Annotated in this window: 18 protein-coding genes and 1 pseudogene; 13 read left to right on the top strand and 6 right to left on the bottom strand. The window is 67.8% G+C overall.

Annotated features, from left to right (window positions below; translation table 11 throughout):
* Positions 1-52: 52 nt before the first annotated feature.
* Positions 53-826: an enoyl-CoA hydratase gene (locus AC52GN_RS09670; RefSeq protein ID WP_496526889.1), complete on the bottom strand. Its 774-nt coding sequence runs from the start codon at positions 824-826 to the stop codon at positions 53-55.
* Positions 823-1,896, bottom strand: coding sequence for an MBL fold metallo-hydrolase (locus tag AC52GN_RS09675; protein WP_496526890.1), 1,074 nt, complete (start codon positions 1,894-1,896; stop codon positions 823-825). Before AC52GN_RS09675 ends, AC52GN_RS09670 begins: the two co-directional genes overlap by 4 nt.
* A 193-nt stretch (positions 1,897-2,089) precedes the next feature.
* Between AC52GN_RS09675 and AC52GN_RS09680 the strand changes: the two genes are divergently transcribed.
* The 5 genes from AC52GN_RS09680 (at position 2,090) to AC52GN_RS09700 (ending at position 6,324) form a co-directional block, all read left to right on the top strand.
* Complete coding sequence (locus AC52GN_RS09680; RefSeq protein ID WP_496526891.1) at positions 2,090-3,013, top strand: hypothetical protein; 924 nt, start codon at positions 2,090-2,092, stop codon at positions 3,011-3,013.
* Between the two features lie 108 nt (positions 3,014-3,121).
* Entirely contained in the window at positions 3,122-3,907 is a 786-nt protein-coding gene (gene xth / locus AC52GN_RS09685; protein WP_496526892.1) for an exodeoxyribonuclease III, read from the top strand.
* Positions 3,908-3,910: 3 nt separating this feature from the next.
* The gene (locus AC52GN_RS09690) at positions 3,911-4,453 is read left to right on the top strand and encodes a hypothetical protein (RefSeq protein WP_338578376.1); all 543 of its coding nucleotides are present in this window, start codon (positions 3,911-3,913) and stop codon (positions 4,451-4,453) included.
* Between the two features lie 74 nt (positions 4,454-4,527).
* Positions 4,528-5,448, top strand: a complete 921-nt coding sequence (locus tag AC52GN_RS09695) for a cobalamin biosynthesis protein CbiG (RefSeq protein ID WP_496526893.1) — start codon at positions 4,528-4,530, stop codon at positions 5,446-5,448.
* A gap of 48 nt (positions 5,449-5,496) precedes the next feature.
* Positions 5,497-6,324, top strand: a complete 828-nt coding sequence (locus AC52GN_RS09700) for a hypothetical protein (RefSeq protein ID WP_496526894.1) — start codon at positions 5,497-5,499, stop codon at positions 6,322-6,324.
* Here the strand turns inward: AC52GN_RS09700 and recN are convergent.
* A complete protein-coding gene (gene recN / locus AC52GN_RS09705; RefSeq protein ID WP_496526895.1) occupies positions 6,281-7,978 on the bottom strand; it encodes a DNA repair protein RecN in 1,698 nt (565 codons plus the stop codon). The genes AC52GN_RS09700 and recN overlap by 44 nt on opposite strands.
* A gap of 95 nt (positions 7,979-8,073) precedes the next feature.
* Positions 8,074-8,937, bottom strand: a complete 864-nt coding sequence (locus AC52GN_RS09710) for an outer membrane protein assembly factor BamD (RefSeq protein WP_291776244.1) — start codon at positions 8,935-8,937, stop codon at positions 8,074-8,076.
* 211 nt (positions 8,938-9,148) lie between these two features.
* Here AC52GN_RS09710 and AC52GN_RS09715 point away from each other — a divergent pair.
* The 4 genes and pseudogenes from AC52GN_RS09715 (at position 9,149) to pth (ending at position 12,760) form a co-directional block, all read left to right on the top strand.
* Positions 9,149-10,085 (top strand): annotated as a pseudogene (locus AC52GN_RS09715) (ribose-phosphate pyrophosphokinase).
* Positions 10,086-10,587: 502 nt separating this feature from the next.
* On the top strand, positions 10,588-11,259 hold the full coding sequence (locus tag AC52GN_RS09720; protein WP_496526896.1) for a hypothetical protein: 672 nt from the start codon (positions 10,588-10,590) through the stop codon (positions 11,257-11,259).
* 150 nt (positions 11,260-11,409) lie between these two features.
* On the top strand, positions 11,410-12,027 hold the full coding sequence (locus AC52GN_RS09725) for a 50S ribosomal protein L25/general stress protein Ctc (RefSeq protein ID WP_312218132.1): 618 nt from the start codon (positions 11,410-11,412) through the stop codon (positions 12,025-12,027).
* 127 nt (positions 12,028-12,154) lie between these two features.
* Complete coding sequence (pth, locus tag AC52GN_RS09730) at positions 12,155-12,760, top strand: aminoacyl-tRNA hydrolase (protein WP_346521236.1); 606 nt, start codon at positions 12,155-12,157, stop codon at positions 12,758-12,760.
* A 238-nt stretch (positions 12,761-12,998) separates the two neighbouring features.
* Here pth and AC52GN_RS09735 read toward each other — a convergent pair whose 3' ends face one another.
* Positions 12,999-14,603, bottom strand: coding sequence for a DUF4139 domain-containing protein (locus AC52GN_RS09735; protein ID WP_496526897.1), 1,605 nt, complete (start codon positions 14,601-14,603; stop codon positions 12,999-13,001).
* Positions 14,604-14,607: 4 nt separating this feature from the next.
* The gene (locus tag AC52GN_RS09740) at positions 14,608-16,020 is read right to left on the bottom strand and encodes a DUF4139 domain-containing protein (protein WP_496526898.1); all 1,413 of its coding nucleotides are present in this window, start codon (positions 16,018-16,020) and stop codon (positions 14,608-14,610) included.
* Positions 16,021-16,150: 130 nt separating this feature from the next.
* On the opposite strand from AC52GN_RS09740, the gene AC52GN_RS09745 reads away from it, so the two are divergent.
* From AC52GN_RS09745 to AC52GN_RS09760, 4 genes are all read left to right on the top strand, one after another.
* Positions 16,151-16,537, top strand: a complete 387-nt coding sequence (locus tag AC52GN_RS09745; protein ID WP_496526899.1) for a DUF2946 family protein — start codon at positions 16,151-16,153, stop codon at positions 16,535-16,537.
* A gap of 75 nt (positions 16,538-16,612) precedes the next feature.
* Positions 16,613-18,682 carry a TonB-dependent receptor family protein gene (locus AC52GN_RS09750; protein ID WP_496526900.1) on the top strand — a complete coding sequence of 690 codons (2,070 nt, stop codon included), beginning with the start codon at positions 16,613-16,615 and terminating at the stop codon, positions 18,680-18,682.
* Complete coding sequence (locus tag AC52GN_RS09755) at positions 18,682-20,070, top strand: PepSY-associated TM helix domain-containing protein (protein ID WP_496526901.1); 1,389 nt, start codon at positions 18,682-18,684, stop codon at positions 20,068-20,070. The genes AC52GN_RS09750 and AC52GN_RS09755 overlap by 1 nt, the downstream gene beginning before the upstream one ends.
* Positions 20,071-20,084: 14 nt before the next feature.
* Positions 20,085-20,579: a copper chaperone PCu(A)C gene (locus tag AC52GN_RS09760; protein WP_496526902.1), complete on the top strand. Its 495-nt coding sequence runs from the start codon at positions 20,085-20,087 to the stop codon at positions 20,577-20,579.
* Positions 20,580-20,631: the final 52 nt, after the last annotated feature.

Consider the following 20,631-nt stretch of genomic DNA (forward strand, 5'->3'; position numbering starts at 1 on the left):
AGTCCCCCGCGCCCCCCGAATCAATCGCGATCTTCGGCGAAACGGCGCGAAATCAGCCCAGCCTGGAGAAGTCCGGCGCTCGCTTCTGGCTGAAGGCCATGAAGGCCTCCATCGCCTCGGGGCTGCGCATCTGCGAACCGAAGGCCTGCGCCTCGCGCTGCATCACCGTCCACAGCAGCTCAGCGTCGCGCATCAGGGCCTTGGTCTTGCGGATCGAGTTGGGCGCGCGCGCCGCCAGCTTGCCCGCCAGTTCCGCCGCCGTCGCATCGACCTGATCAGCGGGAACAGCACGGTTGGCCAGACCCCAGGCCAGAGCCGTCTTGCCATCGATCGCCTCGCCCAGGGCGAACAGTTCAAAGGCGCGCTGGTGGCCGATACTGGCTCCCAGCAACAGCGAAGACGCAGCCTCCGGCGCCAGGGCCAGATTGACGAAAGGCACGGACAGCAGGGCGTCTTCGGCCACCACCACCATGTCGCAATGCAGCAGCAGCGTCAGGCCGATGCCCACCGCCCGGCCGCGCACCGCCGCCACGGCGGGCTTGTCCAGATCGGCCAACGCCTTCAGGAAGCGGAACACCCCCATCTCGACCAGATCGCCCTCGGTCTGGCCGATGGCGATGAAGTCGGCGATGTCATTGCCCGCCGAGAAGGAATCGCCCTCGCTGCGGAACAGGATGACGCGCACGGCGTCATCGGCCCTCGCCTTCTCCGTCGCATCGGCCAGAGCCGTATACATGGCCTGGGTGATGGCGTTCTTCTTGTCCGCACGGTCGAAGACGACCGTCAGGACGCCGCCGTCCAGCTGGGTCCGGATATGTTCGCTCATTGGCCTGTCTCCAAAAGGCTCCACCAGTCCACGCCATCCCCGTCCCGCACGCGGCGGACCCGTCCCTGGCGTTCGAGATAGTTGAGGTGCGCCAACGCCTCCCCGGTCGCCATGCCCAATACGGCGTCGCCGACCGGCCGGGCGAACAAAGCGCCGAACACGTCCACGGCGCGACACGGCGTCCGCAGCGTCTTCTCCAACCGCTTCAGCGCCACCTCATGCCCGCGCATCAACGCCTCCAGCCGCAAGGTCACGCCGTAGAACGGCTCCCCATGCGAAGGCAGCACCAGCAGATCGCCCGGCAGCCTGTCCTTCAGCGCCGCCAACGAACGCAGCCAGTCGCCCAACGGGTCGGCCTGCGGCTCCGTCGGCCAGATCGAGATATTCGAGGAAATGCGCGGCAGAATCTGATCGCCCGCGATGAAGACGCCGTCCGTCTCGCGCCACAGGCAGACATGCTCCGGACTGTGCCCTTCGCCGATCACGACCCGCCATTCATCACCGCCGATGGTCAGGATCTCGCCGTCCTGCACCCGGCGGTAATCACGCGGAAAATCCTGAACCATGCGGCCGAACCCGCCATAGCCGTCCCGCCAGCGCGCCACCTGTTCGTCCGACCAACCCGCCGCCCGATAGAAGGCTTCAGCGCTCGCCGGAGGCCCCAACGCCTCGTCGCCGATCAGCAGTCGCGCGGTCACATACTCCGTCCGCGACATCAGCAGCGGCGCATCGAACTGTTCGCACAGCCAGCCCGCAAGGCCGATATGATCCGGGTGCATATGAGTGCAGATGACGCGAGTGATCGGGCGGCCGCCCAGGACGCCGGTCAGCGTCCTGCTCCAGCCTTCGCGCGCCTCATCCGTGGCCAGACCGGCGTCGACAATGGCCCAGCCGTCTCCATCCTCGATAGCGTAGAGATTGATGTGGTTCAGGGCCATGGGCAGCGGCAGGCGCAACCACAGCACGCCGGGCGCGACCTCTATCGCTTCGCCGGCGGAAGGCACCTCCGGAAACGGATACTTCAGGCCCCGCTCCATCCGCGAGCGAGACAGGGTGTCTCCTTCCGCCAAGGTCCGTCTCCAATCAAAACTATCGTGCAGATAAGCGGAACATGAGACGATCGTCCAGCATCAAGGCGCACTTGCGCTTGACCACAGCCAAAGACGCCGCCAAGGCTGCTTTATCCTTTTCGAGGCCCGGAGCAGTTTTGTGACCTTCCCTACCCGTAGCCGCACGGTCGTTGTGGCAGCCGCCCTGGCGCTCATGACCCTTACGCCTTCCTTGAGCGTCGCCCAGGTCCGGTCAGGCGCGGCTCCCGTCGGCCCTGGCGGCAATGAACAGGATCCGCTGAACGAGCAACGCGCCGGAGAACGCGCCCCGACAGGCCGTCTGGCCCGCCGTCAGCAGCAGCAGCGCCAACGCGCGCCCCAGCCGCCCAGCGCCGAGGAGGTCCAGGCCGCCGCCCAGGGCGTGCTGACCGCGACCAACACCAACTGCCAGATCACCGAGTCCAAACTGCTGGGCCAGTCGCCCAACAAGGAGTCGCTGTATGAGGTCGCCTGCGCGGCCGGTCCCGGCTATCTGCTGCTGACTTCGACCCCGCCGGTGGCCACGGACTGCATGGTGCTGGCCTATTCGGCCGAACAGGCCCGTGCGCGTGATCCGGAAGCGGATGTGGGCTCGCAATGCAGCATGCCGGCCAACGATAACGCCATGGCCGTCATCACCGCCTTCGCCAAGGAAGCCGGCGTGGCCTGCACGGTCGACGAAGGCTCCATCATCGGCGCCAAGCCGGGCGGGGCCGTGGTCTATGAGGTCGGCTGCGCCGGCGTCGAAGGCGCCCAGATCAACAAAGCCGCCTCGGGCTGGGAAGTCGTCTCCTGCATGGAGTTGGTCTCGGCCAACGCCACGTGCCGCTTCACCACGCCGGCCGAGCAGGTCGCCACGCTGAAGGGCTGGCTGGCCGGCTCCGAAGCCGCCGCCTGCGACGTCAGCCAGGCCCGCTACATGGGCAAGAACGCCAACGGCTCCTTCTATGAAGCCGCCTGCAACGGCGCGGACGGCGTCATCGTCCGCTTCGACACGGCCAAGGCCGTGCAGCAGGTCTACCCCTGCGCCACCGCTCAGCAAGTCGGCGGCGGCTGCAAGCTGACGACCACGGCTCCGGCCGCTGCGCCGAACAGCTGACTCTGATTTCAGCCTGAAGTTTCAGACGCCGCCGGAGCAATCCGGCGGCGTCTTTGTTTTGCCCGCCCCTCTTCCCGAATGAAGCGGCTCACCTTAGCTTTGCGTCCCATGCGCATCGCCACTTGGAACGTGAACTCGGTCAACGCCCGCCTGCCCACGGTGCTGGAGTGGATTCAGGCCGCCAATCCCGACGTCGCCTGCTTCCAGGAGATCAAGTGCGTAGATGAGAAGTTCCCGCGCGAGGCCTTTGAAGACCTGGGCTACAACGTCGAGACGCACGGCCAGAAGAGCTACAACGGCGTCGCCCTGCTCTCGAAGTACCCGCTGTCGGACGTGCGGCGCGGCCTGCCCGGCGACGATACGGACGAACAGGCCCGCTACCTGGAGGCCCTGATCGAGGCACCCCGCCCGATCCGCGTCGCCTCCATCTACCTGCCCAACGGCAATCCGCTGGGAACCGAGAAGTTCGCCTACAAGCTGGCCTGGTTCCAACGCCTTCAGAACCACGCGCGCGAACTGTTGGCGCTGGAGGAACCGCTGGCCCTGTGCGGCGACTACAACGTCATCCCCGAGGCCGAGGACGCCAAGAACCCCGCCGCCTGGGCCGAGGACGCCCTGTTCCAGCCCGAAAGCCGCGAGGCCTTCCGCACGCTGAAATGGCTGGGCCTGGCCGATTCCCACGAACTGGGCCGCGAACCGGCCGGAACCTTCACCTTCTGGGACTATCAGGCGGGCGCCTGGCAGAGGAACCACGGCATCCGCATCGACTTCGCCATGCTGTCGCCCCAGGCCGCCGACCGCTTCCGCGCCATCGAGACGCACCGCGACGCGCGCGACATGGAAAAGCCCAGCGATCACGTCCCCGTCGTGGTCGATCTGGATCTGGAGGCCTGATCCATGGGCGACACGTTCAGGGCCATTCTGCTGATCGCCCTGATCGCCGCCTTCCTGACCACCGGCGTCCTGCTGTTTTCCTGGTGGATGGAGTCCGAGCGGCGACTGCGACGGGCGATGAAGAAGGCGCTGGGTGCCCCGGCCGACACCGTGGCCCTGTCAGCCCACGAAGGCCGCGCCGCCGGACTGGACCTCGACGGCGGGCAACTGGTCGTCCTGTGGAACCGGGGCGCCATGGGGCTGGTCTACGCCTTCGAGGAAGTGCTGGGCGCCGAGATCATCGTCGACGGCCATGTCGTCGCCCGCGTCCTGCGCGGTCAGATGCGCAAGGAGATCGACCTGGACGCGCCCGACGCCGAACTGGTCGTGCTGCGGCTGATCTTCAGCGATCCCCACAACGCCGAGTTCGAACTGGCCCTTTGGAACGGATCGCGCACCGCCCCCGCCTCCGAGGCCGAAAAGACCAGCGGCGCCCGCTCTCCGGGCGAGGGCCTGCGGCTGGGGCGCCGCTGGTTGTCGCACGTCGAAGCCCTGATGCAACGCTGATCGCCCTTCACGGCTTGAGTCCGGGCGGCTAGAACCCCTCGTCCCTCTTTTTGCTTCTTTCTTCAGGAGCCCCCGTGGCCCGCCTCTTCGACGCCTACATCATCGCCAACTGGACCGCCGCCGAGGGCAAGAAGCTGGGCGAACAGACCCTGTGGATCGGCGTCGCCAAGCGCGACGTGCGCTTCCGCCTCTATGCCGAGACACACAACGTCGCCACGCGCGCCGAGGGCGAGAAGCTGATCACCGACCTGCTGGCCGAACACCGCAAGCGCGGCGACCGCGTGCTGGTGGGCTTCGACTTCGACTTCGGCTTCCCGGCCGGAACGGCTGCGCGGCTGAAACTGGACGGCCGCCCGTGGGACGCCATGGGCAGGTTCCTGGCCGCCAACATCGTCGACAAGGCCGACAACACGAACAACCGCTACCAGGTCGCGGCCAAGATGAACCGCCTGATGACGGACGAGCCCTGGCCCTTCTGGGGCGCGCCCGCCAGCCAGGCCCAGCGCTGGCTGACCACGACCAAGCCGCCCGAAGGCGCCGGCGCCGACATCCCCGAGTTCCGCGCTACGGAACTGGCCGCGCGCAAGGACAAGCTGCCGCCCAAGAGCGTCTGGCAGATGCACGGCGCCGGCGCGATCGGCGGCCTGACCCTGGTCGGCGTTCCCATGCTGCGCCACCTGCTGGACACTCTGGGCGCCTCGGCCGCCGTCTGGCCCTTCGGCACAGGCTGGCGCGAACTGACCGAGGCCGACATCGAGCCTCTGTCGGCCGTCGTCGTTGAAGTCTGGCCCGCCCTCTATGAAGCCAAGCGCGGCGTGAACGCCGAGGGCGTCAAGGAATACAAGACCCAGGCCCAGGTCCGCGCCGCCGCCGAAGCCTTCGCCCGCATGGACGACGCCGGCGACCTGCAGAAGGCGTTTGCACCGCCCGCCGGTGCAGACGAAGCCCTGATCGCCCAGGTCGAAAGCGAAGAAGGCTGGATTCTGGGGGTCTGATCTCCACCACTGATTGAGGCTGATGGCGTTGTGTGTTCACGTCAAGAAATGAATGAACACCGTCCTTTCATCATCAACCTCATGATGCACGGGACCTGCCTCCTGCTGGCGGTGGCGTTGACGTCTGCGCTTCCATCAACCGCTCAAGCTGACGACGAGCGTTGCCGTCAGGATTCGTCGACCGTCTTCCTCATCCAGGGCGAGATCGACGATGCGATGGCCGCCTGCGTAAAGGCCCGCTTTCAGCCAACAACGACTGAGCTGCTTTTGGACAGCAGAGGCGGCTCCGTCGAAGCTGCAATCACAATCGCGCAGCATTTTGAGGGACAGCGTCTCAGCATGCGCGTTCGTAAAGAATGCAGCTCCTCATGTGCGAACTACTTCCTGCCCCTTGCCGGTCAGTTGATCGTTGAACCCGGCGCGCTGATCGTGATTCATGGAGGCGCAGACCCCATGCTGGTCGAAAAAATGCGTAGCGAAGGCGAACCCGAATTGGTCGTGACGGCTTTGTCCCAACTCGTCGAGCTACAACTGGACTTCGCCCGACGGAATACAATCCATCCAGGCTGGCTTCTGTATCGTCTGGCCGGTCGCGCCACGAGCGACGCGCTGGATGGCGTCTGGGAAGGTTCCTCCGCCTCGACTCGCGCTTATGTCGTGGAGGAAAAGATGGCGCGCAGTTGTCTGACCGGCGTTGAAGTCCTGTCTTTCCAGGATGCCTTGGATCGCGGCCCGCTAGACCCTTCTCGCGCCCAGAGATTGCATCAACAGGGCGTCGCACGCTCCGCCAATGTTGTCTGCAACAGCATGAGTTGGGAGGACGTGATCGCCCCTACCCGATCAGCACCCGCGCCGCAGCCCGCGCTTCATCGGTGATCTCGGCGCCGGACAGCATCCGCGCGATCTCTTCCTGACGCGGGCCTTCCTCCAGCACGTCGATGGAGGTCCGCGTATGGCCCTCCACGTCGGCCTTGCGGACCTTCCAGTGGGCGTGGCCGCGCGCCGCGACCTGGGGGCTGTGCGTCACGACAAGCACCTGCGCGCCGCGCGACAGGCGTTGCAGGCGTCCCCCTACGGCCTCGGCCACGGCGCCGCCGACGCCCTGATCCACCTCGTCGAAGATCATGACCGGCTGGCGCTGGTCCTCGCGGCTGGCCAGAGCCGCCTTCATCGCTAGGGCGAAGCGCGCCAGTTCCCCGCCCGAGGCCACCGTATCCAGCGGGCCGAAGGCGGTCCCCGCATTGGTCGCCACCTCGAACCGCACCGTCTCGACGCCCATCGGGCCGCGACGCCCCTCGACCGGCTCCAGCGTCACGCGGAATCGCGCGCGCTCCAGCTTCAGCGGACCGAGTTCGTCCACGACAGCGGCGACCAGCCGATCTCCCGCCGTCTCGCGCGCCGAAGTCAGCAGCAGGGCCGCCACATCATAGGCCTCTATCGCGGCGGCGACGTCGCGTCGGGCCTTGGTCAGAGCCTCTTCCCCGTCCTCGATCAGACGCAGTTGTTCACGCAGGCGCATCCGGAGCGCCGGCAGAGCCTCAACCGGGGTGTTCAACTTGCGAGCGGCCGCGCGCAAGGCGAACAGCCGCTCCTCCGCCTTGTCCAGACGGCCCGGCTCAAAGTCGAAGGCGTCGGCGGCGGCGTCGACGCAGGCCACCGCTTCCGTCGCCTCAACCAGGGCGCGGTCCACCGCCTCGGCCGCCAGCGCCAGTTTGACGATGATAGGATTGTCGCCCTCAGCCCCCGCCTGCACCGCCCGCTGGCGCGCGTGCTCCACCGCGCGCAGGGCCGAGGCCAGCCGCTGGCTCAACTTGTCCCCGCCCAGCAGGTTGCGCGCATCGGCCAGATCAGCCACCGCCTTCTCCGCCGCACCGAGGATGGCCCGTTCGCCCGCCAGTTCCGTCTCTTCGTCCGGCTTGGGGTCCAGGGCGTCGAGGTCTGCCAGATTCAGCGCGATCTCCTCCGCCTTGGCCGCGGCCTCGGCGGCAGACGCCTCCAGCTCATCCAGATGGGCCTGCGCCGCTTTCAGACGCTCAGCCGCCCCGGCCACGCCCGACAATTGCGGCTGCAGCCCGCCATAGTTGTCCAGCAGGGTGCGGTGCGTCTTCCAGTCCAGCAGGCCGACCGTCTCATGCTGGCCGTGCACCTCGACCAGCAGGGCGCCGATTTCGCGCAGGGCCGCCACCCCGGCGGGCTGATCGTTGACATAGGCCCGGCTGCGGCCGTCGGCCGACACGACGCGGCGCAGGATCAGTTCCTCGCCCGGCGCCGCCTCGAAGCCCCGCTCGGACAGCAGGGCGATCAGCGCCTCGTCATCAGGCGCGGTGAAGACGGCCGTGGCGGACGCCTGCTTGGCGCCGTTGCGCACCAGTCCGGCGTCGGAGCGCGCGCCTAGCGCCAGGCCCAGGGCATCCAGAATGATGGACTTGCCCGCCCCCGTCTCGCCGGTCAGCACGGTCAGGCCCGCCTCGACCTCCAGGTCCAGGGCGTCGACAAGCACGATGTCGCGGATCGAGAGCGTGGTCAGCATGGGCGATCTGATTCGAGGTTTCGCCGCATCGTAGCCGGAAACAGAACAGGAACGCAGCGCCTTAATCACGCCCCGCGCTCCTTTCTGCGACCGGATCAGGCGCCGCCGGGGATCAGGCGTTGCAGCCAGGATTCGCGCTTGCCCTCGGGCTTGACGTCGAGGCTCTGGCCCCGCTCGTTCAGCAGGGCGTAGGCCTCCGCGTACCAGGGGCTGCCCGGAAAGTTGTGGCCCAGGACGGCGGCGTTGCGGGTCGCCTCCTCGGTCAGGCCCAGGCTCAGATTGACTTCGACCAGGCGATACAGGGCCTCGGGCGTGTGCGACGTACGCTGGAAATCGGGGTTGTTGATGACCGTCTTGTAGCGGTTCAGGGCGCCCAGAGGCTGGTTGGCCCGCTGATAATAGCGGCCGACGGTCATTTCCTTGCCGGCCAGCTGGTCGTTGACCATGTCGATCTTGACCCGCGCGTCGGTGGCGTAGGTCGAACCTGGATAACGACGCACCACGTCGCGCAGCCCCGCCAGCGCCGCTTCGGCGTAGCCCTGGTCCCGGCCCACGTCGACGATCTGCTCGAAGTTGCAGACGGCCTTCATGTAGAAGGCGTAGCTGGCCGATGGATTGCCGGGGAACAGGGCGATGAAGCGGTCAGCCGCCGCGATCGCGTCCTGATAGTTGTTGTTCTGATAATAGGCGTAGACCTGCATCAGGATCGCCCGACGCGCCCACTCCGAATAGGGGTGCTGGCGTTCGACTTCCTGGAAATAGTCGACGGCGTCCATCCAGCGCTTGGACTGCAGGCGCTGATAGCCGGTGTTGTAGAGAGCCTCGACCGGACGCTCCTCATAGGCCAGCTTCTGGCGCGGCTTGTTGCCGGCGCAGGCAGAGAGCGACAGGGCCGCGACGGCGACCGTCAACAGGGTCAGGCCGGTACGAGACTTCGAAGCGAGCAAGGGCGACCTCATCAAGATGCCTTCGGGACGCGGACACGCGACACGCGCCCTCGTTAGCAGGATGCGTCCTCTATAACAGCGCCCGCGCCCAAGCCAATCGGCTGAAATCGAAGATACGACCGGAACACGGCTGGACGCCGCCCCGTTCGCCGCCTAGAGAGCGCGTCCAGAAACGCGTCCGCGACTATTGGCGGGGCGATGACGGCGAAAGGATGACCGGTCAATGAAGCTGCTTGCAGGCAATTCGAACCGGAGCTTGGCCCAGGCCATCGCCTCGCACCTGGACATGCCGCTGACCAAGGCCCAGGTGAAACGCTTCGCCGACAATGAGGTGTTCGCCGTCGTCGAGGAGAACGTGCGCGGCGAGGATGTCTTCATCATCCAGTCGACCTCCTATCCGGCCAACGACAACCTGATGGAAATGCTGATCATGACCGATGCGCTGGTGCGCGCCTCGGCCCGGCGCATCACTGCGGTCATGCCCTACTTCGGTTACGCCCGTCAGGACCGCAAGACGGGCGGCCGCACGCCGATCTCGGCCAAGCTGGTCGCCAATCTGATCACCCGTGCGGGCGCCGACCGCGTCCTGACCATGGACCTGCACGCAGGCCAGATTCAGGGCTTCTTCGACATCCCGACCGACAATCTGGTGGCCACGCCGGTGCTGGCCCAGGACATCAAGGAAAACTATCCGCGCGGCGATGATCTGATGATCGTTTCGCCCGACGTCGGCGGCGTGGTGCGCGCCCGCTCGCTGGCCAGCCGCCTGGACGCCGACCTGGCCATCGTCGACAAGCGCCGCCCCAAGGCGGGCGAGAGCGAGGTCATGAACATCATCGGCGACGTCGAAGGCCGCCGCTGCATCCTGTTCGACGACATCGTCGATTCGGGCGGCACTCTTGTAAACGCCGCCAAGGCGCTGATCGATCGCGGCGCGACCGAGGTCTCGGCCTACATCAGCCACGGCGTCCTGTCCGGCCCGGCCGTGGATCGCGTCACCAACGGCCCCTTGAAGGAGCTGGTGATCACCGACTCCATCGAACAGCCTGACGAAGTTTTGAAGTGCTCGAAGATCTCGCCGCGTGTCCGTGGCTCCGCTGATGGGCGAGGCTATTCGGCGGATCGCCAACGAAGAGTCGGTCTCAAAGCTGTTCGATTAAGGTTCGGCTAACCATTCCCTCCGCGATATAGGGGTCTGTAGTCTGGGGCGCCGAGCGCCTCGGACGCCCCTCCAAGTGCGTATCGCTTAAGAACAAGGGAAGACCGCCGATGCCCCAGGCCTTCTTGCGCCGCGGCCTCTCCGTCGCCGCTGTCGCCGCCGCCGCCGTCCTGGCCAGCTGTTCGACGCCCGAACCGGAAGCGCCGCCGCCTCCGCCGCCGCCGCCGCCTCCCCCGCCCTGGCTCTGAATCAGAGCGTGGCTGAAGCCGCTTCGGTCTATGTGGCCTTCGTGCGTGAAGTCGGGTCGATCCAGGCGGGCTTCCCCGACGCCGAATCCATCCAGGCCGCCGTCCGCAAGGGCGCCGCCGTCGAGGCCGGCCAGTTGTCGCGCGGCATGATCGCCTATGGCGCCATCCTGGCCCTGCAATCGCCTGAATACGTCGCCGGCGTGCGCCAGTACGCCGCCGACCCGGCCCAGCGCCAGCAGATGGTGGCGCGAGATCGTGGCCGATCCCGCCTACGCCGCCACCCTGCCGGGCGCCGAATCGGCCGCCGGTCTGATCGCCAGCACCATGGGCAAGGACGCCGCGACCATGACCGCCCTCGCCGAGGCGGTGGAAGGCGACGCCTACACCATTCAGGAGCGCACCGATCCGCGTCGTCGCTGGGCCACCCAGCCCGTCGCAAACCGCGACGGCCGCCTGGAAGGCGCCAAGACCCTGTCGGCCACGCCGCGCCTGCCGTCGGCCGAGGACAGCGCCCGCCTGTTCGCCGCCGCCAACAGCGGCTCGGGGCTGAACCTGGCCGCCGCTCAGCGCGGAGCCCCCTTTACCCCCGCCATCGTCAACTCCCTGGCCATCGCCGCCCTGGCGGCCCTGGGCGCGGCGGGCGAGGACGCCAAGGCCAATACCGACGCCCTGACGACCGAATCGAACAATGAGTTCTGTTTCAGCATGTCCAAGCTGATGCTGTTCCAGTGTCTGGCCGCTTCCAGGCCGAACTATGAGGACATCTTCTGCGCCGGCCGTCACGTGGTGCGCGACCTCGCCCAGTGCACGGCCCAATATACGGGTCCGATGCCGACCATCACCGTGGCCGTACCGCCTGCCGGCGCGCCTGCGCCGATGGCCCAGGCTCAGAACGAGTCCTCACCCTCCGCCTCTCCGCACGGCTGAGGTCGATTATCGCCGCGGGCGCGGCCGGGGCGGTTGCGTCCGCCCCGTGTTCCGTGTAATAGCCCGCGCTCTTGAATTCGAAGGGTTCATGACCCCGCCGCGCGGGACCCGGTTCCGCGCAGGCGTTTACTTGTATTGAAGGCGAGCCCGATGGCCGAGATCATTCTGAACGTTGATGTCCGCGAGAACGTGGGCACCGGCGGCGCCCGCGCCGCGCGTCGCGAAGGCGCTGTGCCCGGCGTCCTGTACGGCGGCGACAAGGCCCCGGTGGCCATCTCCGTGAACGAGCGTGAATTCCGCAAGTCGCTGTACACCGGCAAGCTGATCGGCCACCTGGTGACCCTGAAGCACGGCAAGGAATCGCAGCCGGTCATCGCCAAGGACATCCAGTTCGACCCGGTTTCCGACCGTCCGCTGCACTTCGACCTGATGCGCGTCGGCGCCAAGGAAGAGATCAAGATCGAAATCCCGGTCGCCTTCATCAACGCTGACGAAGCGCCCTACACCCGTCAGGGCGGCATGCTGGAAGTCGTGCGCCACACGGTCGAGATCCTGGTCCGCGCCGACCGTATCCCGTCGGAATTGGTCGTCGACCTGAAGGGCCGCGAGATCGGCGAGAACATCCGCATCTCGGACATCCAACTGCCGGAAGGCGCCGCGCCGACCATCGCCGACCGCGACTTCATGATCGCCGCGATCAAGAACTCGGCCGCGGGCCAGTCGGACGCCGGCGACACGACCGTCGAAGGCGAAGCCGAAGAAGCCTGACGTTTCTTCCCCTATCGCCCTGCGCGCGACGCAGGGCTGCTTGAGGGGATTGAACAGCGAGACACAGCCCCGCCCGGTTCGCCTGGCGGGGCTTTTCTTTGCCTGAAGCACGGGGCATGAGGACCGCATGATCATCATCGCAGGCCTGGGCAACCCCGGCGCCAAATACGAAAAGAACCGCCACAACATCGGCTTCATGGCCGTGGACGAGATCGCCAGCCGCTGGCGCTTCGGCCCCGCGCGCGCCAAGTTCCAGTCCATCGTCGCCGACGGCGAGGTCGAGGGGACCAAGGTCCTGCTGATGAAGCCCCAGACCTATATGAACGAGAGCGGCCGGGCCGTCGGCGAGGCGGCGCGCTTCTACAAGGTGAAGCCCGAGCACGTCATCGTCTTCCACGACGAGATCGACCTCGCCCCCGGCCGCTTCCGCATGAAGAAGGGCGGCGGCGCAGCGGGCCAGAACGGCGTGCGCAGCCTGATCAGCCACCTGGGCGCCGACTTCCGCCGCGCCCGCATGGGCATCGGCCATCCCGGCGAGCCGCAGCTGGTCATGCACCACGTCCTGGGCGACTTCCATAAGGCGGAGAAGCCGTGGCTGGATGCGCTGCTGCAGGCCTGCGCCGACGCCCTGCCCTTCGCGGTGAACGGCGACGACGAACGCTATCAGGGCGAAGTCATGCGCCTGGCCCCCGCGCCGAAGTTCAGCCCGAGGCAGGCGGCCAAGGGCGAATAACCCTCTCCCGATGGGAGAGGGCTTGAGCGCCCGAGAGCCGAAGGCGAACGGCTGCGCGAAAGGGTGAGGGTTCACGGATGCAGTCGGCTTCAGCCGTTGGATGAGAGGCGACACGGACCCGGCCAAGTCAAACCCCGCCCCCGAACACCCAGCCAAGAACCCTCACCCTTTCGCCTGTTCCAATCGCTACGCTCTTGGAGGCTCAAGCCCTCTCCCATCGGGAGAGGGATGCGCAGGCTCAATCCGTCGTCGTCCATGCCGCCTTCAGCGTCGTCGCGCCGTTCGCAGGCACGCTCAGCGTCCACACCGGATAGCCGGTGTCGTCCACCCGACTGCGCACCGACTGGCTGCGGATACGGAAGCCGCGCTGCATGGCGGCGTCGGCGACCAGTTCGACCGTCACCGGCTCGGATCGGGCGTTGGTGACAGTCGCCTCGACTTCGGTGCGTTCGGTCGTGACGGCGCCGCGCGTCGACCTGCCCGACTTCACCAGCCGCGTCTGCACCCGCACGTCTGGCGATTCGCCGAAGGCCAACCGCACCGGCAGCCCCACGCCCTTGTCCTCGAACCGGTCCTGACCGGCCAGCAGAACGCCGCCCGTCCCATCCGGCTGCATCACCGCCACTGAACCGCCCGGCAGGGCCACGCCCAGCCCGGCGCCCTCCTCGTTGCGCAGCTTCATGACGATGGCCGTAGGCTGCGCCTCCTCGTCTGCGTTCAGCACTCCGGCGCGATAGACCCGCTCATAGGACACGTCCTCGCGTTCCAGAAAGCGCACCTGCTTGGTCTGACGCGCGGCGACCGTCGTCGGCTCAGGCAGAGTGTAGATCTTGTAGTCCCCCAGTTCGCCCTGACGCGCCACACGGCTGCCGGTGACGACGATATCGGCTGCCGCTTCCTGAACCGCCATCCGCATCATCGGAGCAGGCGCAGGCGGCGGAGGGGGCGCCGGAGGCGCCGCGCCATAGTTCGCGAGTTCGCCGGACCCAAGCGTCGTCGTCCCCTGCGGCCAGCACTGGTTCTGCTGATAGCGGACCAGCGGCTCGACCGGCGTGGTGCCCGCATCCTTCCTCAGGGTGCCAGCCACCACCTGCACCGGCGCGTCTGGGAAGCCCGTGCCGCCGAAGTTGGCCAGCGTCACCCAGCCGGTCAGGTCCAGCGTGCCGTCCGTCGGGTCAAGCCGCGCCACATAGTCGGCCGACCACTGCAATCCTGTGGTCAGATAGGCCAGCGTCACCGTGTGCCTCCCCGCCCGCTCGGCGCGCGTGCGCACCGACAGGGTCGGCTGGTCGCCCAGCCCCTCGGGCACGCGGTCGAAAACCACCCGCTCGGTCTGGCCAGAGCAGTCCAGCGCCTCGAACCGGCCGTCGATCTCCAACACCGTGCCTTGGGCGCCCGCGCGGATCACGGCGGCCTTTTCCACCTGTTCGCCGGTCGCGGGATTGGTGCGGACGACGCGCACCACCTCGCCGATGGATTTCTCCATCAGGCTGGCGGGGGACAGCAGGTCGAAATCGGCGTTGCGCTCGACCACATGGGCGGGAAGGCCCTCCAGCACCGCGCTCTGCGGCACGATGCCGGTGGCCAGGCCGCGAAAACGGATGATCGCCTCGCCCTCCGGAAGATCGACCGTGCGCGTCTCGACGATCAGGGCCAGCCCTTGCCGGTCCAGCCGGCTCCACGGCTGGCGCGACTGCTCCATCAGGGCGACCGTATCGACCGGCTGATCACGATAGATGACCACCGTCGCCCCGTCAGGATGCGCGGACACGCTCTCCGTCTGCGCCCAGACCGTGGGCGCCAGAAGGCTCAACGCTGTGGTGATCGCCAGAAGGCGGCGCATGAGATCAACCGCCCGTGGTGATGGTCGCGGTCAGCTTGGTCTCGCCGTTGGCTGGCACCGGCACGCGCCAGACGACGGTGCGGGCGTCGCGCATCTCGCCCTCGATGCTCTGGTCCGTCAGCTCCGTGTCGCGACCCAGACCGCGCTGGCGCACCTCGACCGTCACCGGCTCGGGCCGAGCGTTGCGGACGGTGTATTCCATCGCATAGCGGGTGCGGAAATAGTCGACCAGGCGTTTCGACACCCGCTCGGACGAGACCAGACGCGGCTGCACCGTCACGTCAAAGGCGTCGCCCGTCGTCACCACGATCTCGGACCCGGCAGGCGAGTGATCGACCTGACTTTCGCCGATAAAGCGCGGCTCGCCCGCCTCATCCTTCACATAGACGCGGATCACGCCGGCCGGCAGGGCGCGCGCCGCGTCGCCCGATCCGTTGGCGAAGATGACCCCGACCTCGGCCGCGATCGGCTCCTCGGCGCTGTAGAAACCGTCGACGACCCGCAGATAGCGCTTGGTCGCAGGCACGCCCGCCGCGTCGATCAGGCCGACCTGCTTGGTCTGGTTGTTGGCGACCGTGACGGCCTCGGGCAGAGGATAGACATAGACATCGGCCAGCGCGCCCTGCCCGCCCGACTGGGTTCCATTGCCGCGCGTATTGGACACACGGACCGGCGGACGCGGATTATAGCCGCCCTGATTGATCAGGTTGACGTCGCCCGCCACCACCCGCGTCTGGGCGTTGCTGAAGGTCGCGCCCGAGTTGTTGGTCAGCGTCACCCAGCCGGTCAGGTCGAGCTTGCCCGCCTTCTCGTCGAAACGAGCGACATAGTCAGCTTTCCACGTCAGGCCGCTGGTCAGATAGGACAACGTCGTCTCGCGGCGACCAGCCCCCTCGGCGTCCAGCGTCACGCTGAGCGTCGGACGCGGGCGCAGGTTCTGCGGCACCCGGTCGAAGATGACGCGCGTCGGCACGCCGTCGTCGCGCAGCACCTCGATACGGTCGCCGATCTGCAGCACCACGCCCTGATTCGCCGCCAGCACGCGGGCGCGTTCGGTCGATTGCGCGCCCGAACCGGGATTGGTGCGGACAATGCCGATCTCATTGCCGACAGCGCTTTCCATCAGCTTGCCCGGCGTCAGCAGGTCATAGTCGAAGTTCTGCTCGACCACCGACAGACCGCGCCCCGACAACCCCACCGTCTCGGGCCGGATGCTGGCCGAAACGCCCGGAAACTCCTGGCGCGAACGTCCGGCGGGCACGTTCAGGTTCCGCACGTCCTCCACCAGGGCGATGTTCTGATTATAGACGGTCAGAGACACGCGGTCGGGACCGCCCGGCCCCTCCTCCACCTGTTGCGCGACTGCGGGCGCCGCGAGAAGCAGGGCGAGAGCGAAAGGTCCGATGGCGCGGATCATGCGTATCCTCGATGACTGTCCGACCGCTACGCTGGCACGGGAAAAGCGGCATTGTCGAGGCGTCGCGCGACCCCGCGTCGCCCCGGCCGGTCTGGCTTCCCCGCGTGGGAGGGTTTAAGGGCCAGGCATCGTGACCCGCTCTCAGGCAGAAAACTGGTCGACTTGGCGCTCGCTGGCCTTCCTGGCCGCGACGTTCGCCATCGTGATCGGCAGCCTGATGCCGTTCGCCGCACTGGCGGCCTCCACGCCCGGCCAGCCCATCGTCATCTGCTCGGCCGACGGTCCCCAGACCATCCAGTCCGGCGGCGTCGACGGCCCGATCAAGGAGCACATGGGCGCCAAATGCGCCGCCTGCGTCATGCCGCTGCTGGCGGCCCTGCCCGCGCCCGCCGCGCCGGAACCGGCGCCGGTCGTGCGTCTGACGCAGGCCGTCGTCTACGCCCCCGTCACCGCCAGCCCCCCGCCCCCGGCCCGCGCCCCGCCGCGCCCGCCGTCACGCGCCCCGCCTCACGCCTGAAAACCAGACCCATCGACGCCGCGCGCCTGCTGAAGGCCTGCGCGGCCTTGCCTCTGTTTTCAGGATACAAGTTCCATGTCTCTCAAGACCGCTGCGGCGCCGTGCGCCCTGCTGATCGGCGCCTGCCTGGCGCCTGCCCTTGCTCACGCCGACGCCCTGCCCGGCGCTGACAGCCCCACCGTCGTCGACAGCATCATCGTCACCGGCCGTCGCAACGCCGAAGACCCCACCGTCGTAGCCGAGGCCCGTGACCGCCTCAGCCGCACGCCCGGCGCCGTCGCCGTGGTGTCGGCCGAAAGCTATTCCGACCGCTTCGTGCAGGGCTTCTCCGACACCCTGCGCAACGTCCCCGGCGTACTGGCGCAGAAACGGTTCGGCGAGGAAAGCCGCCTGTCGATCCGCGGCTCGGGCATCGCCCAGGGCTTCCACCAGCGCGGCGTCCTGTTCGCCCAGGACGGCGTGCCCTTCGCCGACGCCGACGGCTTTTCCGACTTCCAGAGCGTCGATTCCCTCAGCGCCCGCTATGTCGAAGTGTGGAAGGGCGCCAACACCCTGCGCTTCGGCGGGGCGCAACTGGGCGGCGCCATCAACCTCGTCACCCCGACCGGCCGCACGGCCCGCCAGCGCGCCCTGATGCAGATCGAGGGCGGCAGTTACGGCTTCGTGCGCGCTCACGGCGCCGTCGCCGAGACCTATGGCGACTGGGATGTCTATGCCGCCGCCACGGCCATGCAGGGCGACGGCTGGCGCGACCACAGCAAACAGTCGCAAGGCCGCCTGACCGTCAATGCAGGCCGGTCCTTCGGCGAGGACCGCGAGGTGCGCCTGATCGCCCAGGCCGCCGACATCAAGCAGGACATGCCCGGCTCCCTGACGCTGGAAGAAGCGCTGACCACGCCGCGCAAGGCCGCCGCCAGCGCCCTGTCCGGCGATCAGGCCCGCGATCTGACGGTCAAGCGGCTGACGCTGCAGACTCGCTGGCGCTTCAATGAATCCACCCTGTTCGAGGGCGCCGTCTGGGGCTGGGAGAAGTCGCTGTACCACCCGATCTTCCAGGTGCTGGATCAGGACAGCGCCACGCGCGGCGCCTTCGCCCGCATCGACTGGACGGGCAATGTCGGCGGCTTGCGCGCCGACGCCTTCTACGGCTTCTCGTGGCGCGAGGGAGAGGTCGAGGCCCTGCGCTATGTGAACCTGGCGGGCCAGCGCGGCGCCAAGACCGCCGATGCGCGTCAGGAAGCCTCTGGGCTGGACGTCTTCGCCGAGGGACGGCTGTTCGTTACCGACCAACTGGCCCTGGTCGCGGGCGGCTCATGGGGGCGCGCCACGCGCGACTATCTGGACCGCATGACCCCGGCCAATAACGCCAGCCGAGACTATGAGTGGTTCTCGCCGCGCATGGGCCTGTTGTGGGAAGCGGAAAGCGGCGCCCAGGTCTTCGCCAACCTGACCCGCTCGGTCGAGCCGCCGACCTATGGCGCCCTGGTGCAGGCGCCGCTGACCGGCTTCACCCCGGTCGAGGTTCAGGACGCCTGGACCGGCGAGATCGGCACGCGCGGCCGTCATGGCCCTCTGGCCTGGGATCTGGTCGCCTATCGCAGCCGGATCGAAGGCGAGATGCTGAACTTCATCACCAGCCCCGACATCCCCGCCGCCACCTTCAACGCCAAAAAGACCATCCACCAGGGGATCGAGGCCGGGCTGGACTGGACCCTGCCGGTCGAACTGGCGGACGGATCGCTGATGCTGCGTCAGGTCTATAACTGGAGCGACTTCCGCTTCGACGGCGACGCGCGCTGGGGCGACAACCGCCTGCCGGTCGTGCCCGAGCACCAGTACCGGGCCGAACTGACCTGGCGCCACCCGACGGGCGTCTTCGTCACCCCGTCGGTCGAGTGGCGGATGTCCAGTCCCTACGTCGACTACGCCAACACCACGAAGGCGCCGGACTACGCCGTGCTGGGGCTGACGGGCGGCTTCAACATCAACGCCAGAACCTCGGTCTACATCGACGCGCGCAACCTGACCGACAAACGCTACGTCGGCGAGTTTTCGGCCGTGACCGACGCAAGCCTGGCGCAGACGGCCGTCTTCTTCCCCGGCGAGGGCCGTTCGGTCTCCGTCGGCCTGCGGCTGGCCTACTGATGACCGTCTCTCTCAAGACCAAGGCGCCGGACGTGATGTCCGGCGCCTATCGGGCCGTCTGGCGCTGGCACTTCTACGCCGGGGTGCTGGTCATGCCGTTCCTGATGCTGCTGACGCTGACGGGCGGCCTCTATCTGTTCAAGGACGAGATCGACCACGCCGTCTATCGCTCCATGATCGAGGTTCCGGTCAGCGCCCAGCAGGCCGATCCCGATCAGTGGCTGGCCGCCGCCGCCCGCGCAGGCGAAGGCCGGGCGGCGAACGTGCTGGTCCCTGACCGCGCCGATCAGGCCGTGCGCGTCCGCGTCGACCGGCCCGACGGCGCCCAGCGCACCGTCTTCGTCGATCCGCACACAGCCACGGTCACCGGCGTGACCGACTATGGCGGTGTGACCGAGACGATCAAGAAGCTGCACTCCCTCAGCCTGTTCGGCGGCCCCATCGGCACGGCGCTGAACATTCTGGTCGAGATCGTTGCGGGCTGGGCCATCATCCTGTGCGCCACCGGCCTCTATCTGTGGTGGCCGCGCCGCCGCACCGGCGCCGTGCTGCGGCCACGTGAGACCGACGCCAGCCGCCGCCCCTTCTGGCGCGACGTTCACGCCCTGACCGGCTTCTATGTCGGCGGAGTGATCATCTTCCTCGCCGTCACAGGAATGCCGTGGTCGGCCGTCTGGGGCGATCAGTTCATGGGCGTCATGCGCGACACCGGGCTGGGCCGCCCGCCCGCGCCCGCCGCCGCCAGCCCCTGGAGCCACGCCAAGCCTCACGACGCCCCGGCAGGCGTGGGTTGGACGCTGGAGAACGCCGTCCTTCCCGCCCATGATCACGTCCACGGGCATGACCATGCGGCCCCCAGCCTGAACCGCGTGCTTCAGACGGCGCATGAACAGGGTCTGCCCCGCCCCTTCACCGTCAGCATCCCTCAGTCCTCCGACCTAGCCTGGACCGTCGCGCGCCAGACCCGCAAGGCCGAAGACGCCCGCAGCCTCTATGTCGACAGCGTCAGCGGGTCGGTGAAGGCAGACCTGCGCTGGAGCCAGTTCGGCGTCATGGCCAAGGGCTTTGAATGGGGCATCGCCGTCCATCAGGGGATGCAATACGGCTGGATCAATCGCATCGTCATGCTGATCGGCTGCATCGCTGCCTGGCTGCTGGCGATCAGCGGTCTGGTCATGTGGTGGAAGCGCCGCCCGCCCAGCCTGTCACGCCGCCGCACCGGCGCCCCGCCCGCTCCGCCCGGCCCGCGCGCGAGAATCGCCGTGCTGTGCATCGTCATCCCCCTGTCCATCCTCTATCCCTTGACGGGACTGAGCCTCGTGGCCGCCCTGCTGCTCGACCGAGCGGTGCGTGCGTTCACCGGGTCCAAGCCCGTCGCAGCCTCTTGATAAGGAGCTTCAACATGAAACGACTGTTCGCCCTGACCGCCCTGTCGGCCGCCGCCCTCAGCCTCGCCGCCTGCGGCCAGCCCGCTGAAAAATCGACCGAAGCCGCCAAGGACGCCACGGTCGCGCCCGGCACGGTCCAGGTCGCCGACGCCTGGTGCCGCCCTACGCCCAACGGCGCCAAGGCCGGGGGCTGCTACCTGACCCTGACGGCAGGCTCCGACGACCGTCTGGTCAGCGTCTCCACCGCCCTGGCCCAGTCGGCCGAGGTGCATGAGATGAAGATGGAGAACGGGGTCATGAGCATGGCCCACCTGCACGACGGCCTGCCCCTGCCCGCCGGAACCCCGGTCGAGCTGAAGCCCGGCGGCAACCACATCATGCTGATGGGCCTGCGCGATCCGCTGGTCGACGGCAGCGTGGCCTCCTTCACCCTGACGTTCGAGAAGGCCGGTCCCATCGGCGTCCACGCGGCGATCAAACAGCCGCCGGTGGTGGATTCGGAAGAGTAAAACCCTCTCTTGGCGGCGCGAGCCTGACAAACCGGCCCGAACCGGCTAAAGG

This window comes from Brevundimonas sp. SS2672 (assembly GCF_059579685.1).